Raw genomic sequence first — 7,525 nt, 5'->3', positions numbered from 1 at the left:
TGTAATTGTAGTTTCAAGGCGACACGCCTTAAACCCGGTTGGTGCGGGGCGTCCGGCCGCTTCCCCACCACGGCTGGGGGTTGGGGGGGGGGCGGGGTGACCACCCCCGGCCCACCGCCGCTTTCAGCAGCCCCGACCACCGTGTGCAACCACGACGGTTGGGGCTTTCTGCTGAAACAACGAGACCGGTGGAGGTGGCCCCGCAGATACAAACCCTAGGGCTTGCTCGGGTCAGAGGCAAGCCCTAGGGTTTGTATCGCGCGGTCGCGCTCTCGCGTCGAGGAGGGAGACCGGGCAATGGCGAACGAACGCGAGGAGGTGAGGAGGCTGCGCGAGGCCATCGAGGCGTTCACCGCGATCGAGGACGACGCCGCCTGTGCCGCAGCTGTGTCTGCTGCACTGCGGGATTGGCCAGAGCTCCATGCAGAGCTCCGGCAGCTACGTCAGGACCGAGTGAACGCCCTACGGGAACGCGACCGGAGGACTTGGCCGGAGATCGCGGAGATCATCGGCGGCATCACTCCGGAGCGGGCTCAGCAGATCGGCAAGGGCCTACGCGGCAAGAAGCGGCCGGATCCAGTGAAGCCGCGCAAGAAACCGGCGGAGGACGACCCGCCCGCATAGTCAAGACCCGGCCGAGCGGTGTGCGAGACCGCTCGACCGAGGCGCACGAATCCTGAGAGAAAGGGCGCGGCGTTGAGCCTATCGATCACTCCAGCCAACAAGCGCGAAGCGAAGTACTACAGCACCCGGGCCGCGGTCTACCGCTTGTGGGACGCGGCGGGGAACCTGCTCTACATTGGGTCGGCCTATGACCCTGAGCACCGCTGCAAAGCCCATCGCAAGACTCCGTGGTGACCTGAGGTAGCCCACCGCACGGAGGAGTGGCACCCGACGCGCGGGCACGCGTACTGCGTCGAGTTGGCAGCTATCGCAGTGGAGAAGCCCCGACACAACGCCATGGGTACGCCCGAGTACGTCACGCCACACACGCCGGCCATCCAGCGCCGCAACGAACTGGCATCGCTTCGCGGCAAACTGTGCAGGGAAGCCGATGCGTTGGAGTACAGGATGCTAACCGCGCAGCGAGCGGCGGGAGCGACGTACGACGAAGCGGAAGACGCCGGGACCGTGGCCGCGATCGAGTTCCTGGAGGCCACCGGGCTGTTCACGGCCTCGGTCAAGGAGCGGCGGAGAAGGCTGACGGCCAGGAGAGCGAAACGGGCAGCGCAGCGCACGCCTGCTGAGTGAGCGGCGGCCGGGCGGCGTGGACGGCCGCCCGGCCCGGGATCTCACGCCCGCGTTTCGCGCGGGAGCCTACAGGGCCGCCGCGCCCACGTCCGGGTGACGTGTGCCAGATTCGGCCTCGGTGATCAGGTATGTGCCCCTATGGTGCGGTCCGCTCTTGCACACCACACAGAGGGGCCGACGCGTCATGTCGACAGCACCGGATCAGCAGCCTGCCCAGGTCGGGCAGCCTCCGACGATCATCATCAACAACACTTCCAGCTCTTCCGCTTCGGCGTCGGCCGCGGCGGTCGTCGGGGGCTATGGCCGGCTGGGGCGTAGGCGTCAGTCGTTCTGGGCGCACTTCTGGCTGTTCATGTTCACCGCGGGTATCGGCAACGTTCTGTACGCGATGCACGTGAGCCGCTGGAACAGGGCTCGCGGTCTGTGACGGCGGTCTGAAATGCAGCGAGGCCCTTCCCGTGCTCGAACTACGGGAAGGGCCTCTTGGCTTTCCGTGGGTCAGCGTAGCTCTGTGACGTCATGCCGATGGGCGCCCGGATGTGCGTGTCTGGGCTCTTGGCAGCCAGCAGGGTGGGCTGTTTCTGCGTGGTCTGGGGCGCCGAGATCGATCACGGGTCTGCGGTTGGTGACGATGTCCACGCGGTTGTGGCGGGCGTAGGCGGCGAGGGCGAGGGAGAGTTTCGGCTCTGTGGCTGTTCGGCGCATGGCTGCGGCCAGGTAGTTCAGTAGCTCGGGTGTCAGGCGGACGCGGCCCTGGAGCAGGCGGAGGTTGTCCGGTCCGTGGTCGGCGGCCAGTTGCGCGGCGTGGGCGGGGTCGGGTTTCTCGACGAGGCCGGCCATGGTGCGGACCGGACCGGCACCGGAGCAGACGATCACTCCGTGGCTGCTGGCGGCTTGAATGTCGAACGGGCTTGCCAGAATCGCCGGGATGCCGGGGGCGGTGGCGGTGATGAGTTCGGAGAGCGCGGTGTGGCTGGGGTCGACGTTGTCGGCGAAGGCCAGACAGACGTCCCCGCTGCCCAGGTGCTCGGCGCCGTTGAGTGCTGAGGTGACGTCGGCGTACCGGCCGCGCTGCGCGATGAAGTCCACCTGCAGCGCTTCGGAGGGCGGCCGCGGGCTGAGCGGCTGCCGGGCCAGTTCTTGGTAGCGGGCCAGGGCGCCAGGGGCGAAGACCTGACGGGTCCAGTCGATGAGAGGTGTGTAGTACGGGTGGTGGACCACCACAGCTCGTTCGGCGCCGAGGGCTGCGGTCTCCTCCAGGACGTGCACCAGGCCGGGGCGTCCCTGGACTGGGCGGAACTCTTTGGGCAGGACCGCCGACCAGCCGCCGACGCGTGTTCCTAGTCCTCCGGCGGCAATCACCACGCCTGCGAGCTGCGCGTTCATCGATGTGCTCCCGGTCCCTGGCTGGTGGGCGATAGCGTCGCTGGATGCATACACGAGTGACGGGCATCGTCATCGAGGGCGAGAAGATCCTGCTTCTGGACCAGGACACCGACGGGCCGCGGTCCTGGTCTCTGCCCGGGGGGAAAGTCGAGAACGGGGAGAGCCTGGAGCAGGCCCTCGTAAGGGAGATGCGGGAGGAGACCGGTGTCGACGTCGAGGTCGGCCGGCTGCTGTACGTGTGTGATCACACGCGGGCTCATGTTGTTCACATCACCTTCGAGGCCCGTCGGGTCGGCGGGCAGGTCGGGGCCGTCACGGAGGGCGCGGATACGCGTCCGATCCGGCAGGCCACGTTCGTGGAGATCGGTGACCTGCCCGGCCTGGGATTCAGCGAGACGTTCGTGAAGCTGTGCCGGGAGGGCTTTCCTGGGGCCGGTTCCTACATGGGCCCCAAGTCGGCCATCGGTCTATGACCCGGTCAGGGAGCTGATCAGGTAGCGGTCCGGCTCGCCGAGCGGGCGGGCGGGGCCGTGGAGGTCGTCGATCCATTGGTTGAGCCGGTGTGCCAGTTCCCATGCGCCGAGCCCGGACGCCGGTGTGGTCTGGGGGTCGCGTACGAGGCGGACACCGACCCCGCGCGAGGAGCCCAGCAGGTAACGGGAGCGCACGGCGCCGATCGCCTCGCCGGTGCCTGGCGTGTTCCATGCCGCGCCGAACATGTACCGCTGCACGGGTTCCGTGACGGGCTGCTCGGGGCCGTCGCCGCACCAGATTTGCAGGTTGCCGACCAGGTGGTGCACCTGGTCAGGGCCACAGCCAGGGTCAGCGACCGGACTGACATCCCCCACCGCGTAGTCGCAGTTGCGGGCCCGTGCCCCGGCGGTGGCCTCCAACGCCTCGGCGCGGGTGGGTAGGCGGGCCCCGGACCAGGCAGCCATGACGGCCGCCCCGACCCAGGTGACCCAGTACGCGGGGTGTGACTCGTATCCGGGGCTGACGCCCCATCGTCGCCGTGCGGTGTCGAAAAGCAGGCGTCCGCCGCGTTCGTGCGGCATCGGGCACACCAGCAGGTTCGTACCCAGGTGCGAGTTCGGGGCTCCGGCCGCGTGCAGCATGCTCAGCAGGTCGGCCATCTCCGCGTTGGTGACCAGCAGGTTGCGCCACGAGACCCGGGACCCGGGACAGTAGGCCGGCTTGGGCGCCCTTTGTACGGGTGATGGCGTCCGTGGGCGGGGGCGGCAGCGGGCGACCGGCTCACGCACCTCATACAGGTCATCGCCGGCCAGCCATTCTGCGGCGACTGTCGTGACCTGTGTGTCGAGCACCTGCTCGGCGAGTGCCAGGGTGGCGGCAGTGTGGTGGGACAGCAGTTCGGCTGTACGGAGGTCAAGTTCGGCCACCAGGTCGGTCTTGTGCACATCGGTGGCGAACGTGGCGTCGGTAGAGGCCCGGGCGTCGGGCACTCCGGCGGGCCGGGCCCGCTCGCTGTGGGGCAGCTGAATCTCCAGGTGGCGGACAAGCCGGTCCAGCGTCGCTGCACGGTCGGTGACGTGCTGCTCGTAGGAGATGACTGCGCAGGGGCGGTCTCCTCGGGCGAGGCCGCGGGCGAGCAGCAGGGCGTTGACTGCGATCAGGCGTCCCAGAGCAACCGGTTCCTCGGGCTCATCCTGCGGCAGCAGCGGCGCGAACATGTCGCGCCACCGAGGGCGCCGGGCGGTCGCCGCGACCTGGGCGTACCGCTCGCCGTACTGCCAGCGCTCCCACAGCCGGCCACGGGCGAAGCTGGAGGCGATCCCGACGGGGGCGCGGGTGAGGACCAATGTCGGGGAGTGGGGCAGCAGTCCCAACACGGTGTCGGTGGCGAAGAACAGATTGGTTTCCTTGACCAGGTGTCGCGGCTGTCCGTAGAGGTCGCTGATCGCACAGGCCAGATGGTGCCACCCCAGGCCGTCGAGCCCGGCGTCCTCCAGGCCGACCGGGTTGCGCGTGCGCGGCGACAGCGGATGCTCCCTGCCGAGCTGCTGCCGGAAGGGCTCGTTGTGCTGCGGCATCACTGAGCGCAGCGAGTCTGACAGCCAGTTCGATCCGACACGCTCGGAGATGCCCAGCGCCAGCACCGGCGCCGTGTGCGGCGGAACCTGACCGGGGCGGTACCCGTGGAGCTCAGCCACCTGTGCGGCGATGCTCGCAGCGGTTCCTGTGCTTCTCCCCGAGCCACAGTCGCACGCGGTGAGCCCGGATCCGACTGTGTCGAGCGCTTTGTCCATGGTTGCCTCCGGTAGGAGTGAGAGCAGCGAAACGGCTGGATGCGTCGTCCGCCTGCTGACTGTGGAGAGCCGTCCTGGGATGACACCGCCCCGGCGGCGGCATCGCTCATTCAACGGCGGGGCATACCGGGGAAAGGGGGCCAGAAATGGGTGCGTTTCCCGGGCGGGGGGCCAGGCCGGGGGGCCACTATGGGATTCCGGTCATGCGACATACGAGGGGCAGCCCATGCTGAGTCGGGACGGGATCGGCGCTTTATTGCGTGGCATCCGAGAGCAGGCGGGCCGGACCCGGCAGGAACAGGCTCTCCTCATGGAGGACGCGCTGGGCGGTGGCTGGTTCGACCCGGAGAACCTGAAGCGGTGGGAGAGCGAGCGGCGGTTACCGACCCCCGTCTGGCACGACCCGATCGCGCGCGTCTATGGGCTGACGAAGGGTGATGTGGTTCGGGCCGTCGCGGCGTCACGCGGGCACCGACGCAGTCAGGGCAAGGAGGACGAGGACGTGAACCGACGAAAGTTCCTAGGGTCGGCGGCAGTTGCGGTGGGCGTGAGCACCACGCTTCCAGGCATGGCGCAGGCCCGCGAAGGGATCGACGACGCGCTGACCGGTAGCGGGGAAGGCGACCTTGCCTATCTGGAGGCGGCGTTCGAGCGGCACCGGGGCGGATACCGGGGCCGCTCTCCCCATGCCGTCCTGACGGACATGCGGGCTGACCTCGACCTGCTACGTGACGCCCTCGGTCGGCCCCACCCGGCGAAGACCCGCGCGGACCTCGCCCGCATCACTGCGGGTATCGCCGGCCTGGTCGCGATCATTCAGCACGACCGTGGCGATCAGCCGGACGCGGCCCGTTGGTTCACGACCGCCGAGAAGGCCGCGGGCGAGTCCGGGGACCGGCAGATGTGCGCTTGGGTTCTGGCGCGGCACGCCATGGTGCCGCTCAACTACGGGTCTCCTCAGGCCGCGGCACGTCTCGCTGGCCGGGCGCGCCGGGTGGCTGGGCGGGCGCCTACTGCGGCGGCTGCGTTGGCAGCGGCCGTCTCCGCCCGGTCCCTCGCCGCGATCGGTGACAGGGACGGAGCGAACAAGGCGGTTACCGACGCCCGCTCTCTGGCCGAGCGCCTCGACGGCCCGGACATTGCTGACACCTGGTTCGGTTACCCGCTCCAGAAGCATCACGTGCATCTCTCCCAGGCGCACATGCTGCTCGGGGACGTGGCGGCTGCGTACGCCGCGCAGAGGTCCGCGCTCAAACTGACGGGCACACCATCGGTGATGAGCCGTGCCTTGCTGAGGATGGATACCGCCCTGTGCCTCCGCGTTGAGGGAGACCCGAGCGCAGCGGCCGACATGGCAGTCGAGACGTTCGAGCGTCTTCCGACCAGCTATCGCACCGGTCTGGTCCGCTCACGTGCCGAGGGCCTGCACCATCAGCTCACTGGTCGGCACCGCGACCGGCTCGGAGAAGCCCTGAGGTAGCCCGGGCAGCGGGCCGCGCGTCTCCGTGCGGCCGTCGTACTCCCACATGCCGCGCTGGCAGGCGGGCCAGTTAGCGGGTGCACGTCGATTTTCTCGCCGACGATGACGGGCATACGGACAACCTCGCCCCGGCGGATGTCCGAGGGCCTGTCCGGGCGTGCTTACAACGCAACAGACCTTCGCGGCGCTGCGCCATGTCGAGCAGGAGGCCCCGCAAGAGGTACGGCGGCCGGCGTTGCGGGCGCTGACGTCGGGCCTGCTGTACGGCCCAGCACGGGTGCAGGGATTGCGGGAGTTCGCCGTCCGTACCGGTGCGGTCGCCTGACCCGAGACCGTCAGCGCCCTGTGGCAGGCTGGATGGGTCCGGTGGTGGTCTCACCTCGAAGCCGATGCTGCCACCGGGCGCCAGCGTCCGGATCCAGGCCGACATCCTTGCCCACAGATGTCGGCCTGGACTGCCGAGAAGGCCCAATTCCCCTGCCCGTTCAGATCAACAGGCTGCAATGGCGTGCTGCTCCACTGACATTGAAGTGAAAACAGACCCGAGCCACGTAGGCCGAACTGTCCAGGACACTTCCGGTTGAGTAGCTGGAATCGTTAGGGCCAAGGGCGTGCGTGTAGTAAACGCTGGGCCATGTGTAACCGCCGTCGGCGGAGCGCTCAATCCAGAAGGTGCAGCCGACGGCGACGCCGGCGTTGATGTACAAACCCAACGCGTAGCTATTCTCGTAGCTGATTACTGCCTCGCAGCGACCACCCGCGCTCGCGTAATACGTGATTTGTTCCCAGCCGTCGCCCGATTGTGTTCCGTTCGCCGCCGCCTGCGCGGTGCCGGTGGCGGCGACGACGCCACCAAGGGCAAGGATCAGGGCTGTTGCTGCCGTTACGAGTCGACGGGGGCGGAGAGCTGACATGGTTCCTCCCAGAGGCCGTGGGAGGCCATCCTGGCAAGCCGGGGGAGGCGAAACTGACCTCTTCGAGAAAGTGGCTCGATCATATCGAGCCTGACTGAAAATCTGTTCCTGACAGATGATGAAAGAGGGGCATATTTCCTCTGACTTCACCCGCCATGAAATCCGGAACCGGGAATCGATAATTTTCCGGACCATGGAGGGTGGTTTCATCAGCAGATTTCCACTAG

General features: G+C 68.2%; 9 protein-coding genes. 6 read left to right on the top strand and 3 right to left on the bottom strand.

Annotated elements, in window-relative coordinates; all coding sequences use genetic code 11:
- Positions 1-297 precede the first annotated feature (297 nt).
- From ACFVXE_RS08225 to ACFVXE_RS08215, 3 genes are all read left to right on the top strand, one after another.
- Positions 298-624, top strand: a complete 327-nt coding sequence (locus ACFVXE_RS08225; protein WP_389670202.1) for a hypothetical protein — start codon at positions 298-300, stop codon at positions 622-624.
- A gap of 297 nt (positions 625-921) precedes the next feature.
- On the top strand, positions 922-1,251 hold the full coding sequence (locus ACFVXE_RS08220) for a hypothetical protein (protein WP_389670201.1): 330 nt from the start codon (positions 922-924) through the stop codon (positions 1,249-1,251).
- Positions 1,252-1,435: 184 nt separating this feature from the next.
- Positions 1,436-1,678, top strand: a complete 243-nt coding sequence (locus ACFVXE_RS08215) for a hypothetical protein (protein WP_389670200.1) — start codon at positions 1,436-1,438, stop codon at positions 1,676-1,678.
- 71 nt (positions 1,679-1,749) lie between these two features.
- On the opposite strand, the gene ACFVXE_RS08210 is transcribed toward ACFVXE_RS08215, so the two are convergent.
- On the bottom strand, positions 1,750-2,637 hold the full coding sequence (locus ACFVXE_RS08210; protein WP_389670199.1) for a hypothetical protein: 888 nt from the start codon (positions 2,635-2,637) through the stop codon (positions 1,750-1,752).
- Between the two features lie 44 nt (positions 2,638-2,681).
- Here ACFVXE_RS08210 and ACFVXE_RS08205 point away from each other — a divergent pair, with 44 nt between their 5' ends.
- Positions 2,682-3,110 (top strand): NUDIX hydrolase, encoded by a 429-nt coding sequence (locus ACFVXE_RS08205; RefSeq protein WP_389670198.1) that lies wholly within the window; start codon positions 2,682-2,684, stop codon positions 3,108-3,110.
- On the opposite strand, the gene ACFVXE_RS08200 is transcribed toward ACFVXE_RS08205, so the two are convergent.
- Complete coding sequence (locus ACFVXE_RS08200; RefSeq protein ID WP_389670197.1) at positions 3,105-4,808, bottom strand: SUMF1/EgtB/PvdO family nonheme iron enzyme; 1,704 nt, start codon at positions 4,806-4,808, stop codon at positions 3,105-3,107. The genes ACFVXE_RS08205 and ACFVXE_RS08200 overlap by 6 nt on opposite strands.
- 322 nt (positions 4,809-5,130) lie before the next feature.
- Here ACFVXE_RS08200 and ACFVXE_RS08195 point away from each other — a divergent pair, with 322 nt between their 5' ends.
- Both ACFVXE_RS08195 and ACFVXE_RS08190 read left to right on the top strand, forming a co-directional pair.
- A complete protein-coding gene (locus tag ACFVXE_RS08195; protein ID WP_389670196.1) occupies positions 5,131-6,384 on the top strand; it encodes a transcriptional regulator in 1,254 nt (417 codons plus the stop codon).
- Between the two features lie 157 nt (positions 6,385-6,541).
- Entirely contained in the window at positions 6,542-6,709 is a 168-nt protein-coding gene (locus ACFVXE_RS08190) for a hypothetical protein (protein WP_389670195.1), read from the top strand.
- Between the two features lie 160 nt (positions 6,710-6,869).
- Here ACFVXE_RS08190 and ACFVXE_RS08185 read toward each other — a convergent pair whose 3' ends face one another.
- On the bottom strand, positions 6,870-7,298 hold the full coding sequence (locus ACFVXE_RS08185) for a hypothetical protein (protein ID WP_389670194.1): 429 nt from the start codon (positions 7,296-7,298) through the stop codon (positions 6,870-6,872).
- Positions 7,299-7,525: the final 227 nt, after the last annotated feature.

Source organism: Streptomyces sp. NPDC058231, from assembly GCF_042882275.1.
Lineage (GTDB): Bacteria > Actinomycetota > Actinomycetes > Streptomycetales > Streptomycetaceae > Streptomyces.
Note: the sequence above shows the minus strand (reverse complement) of the source record. Positions and strands in the feature narration are given on the sequence as shown.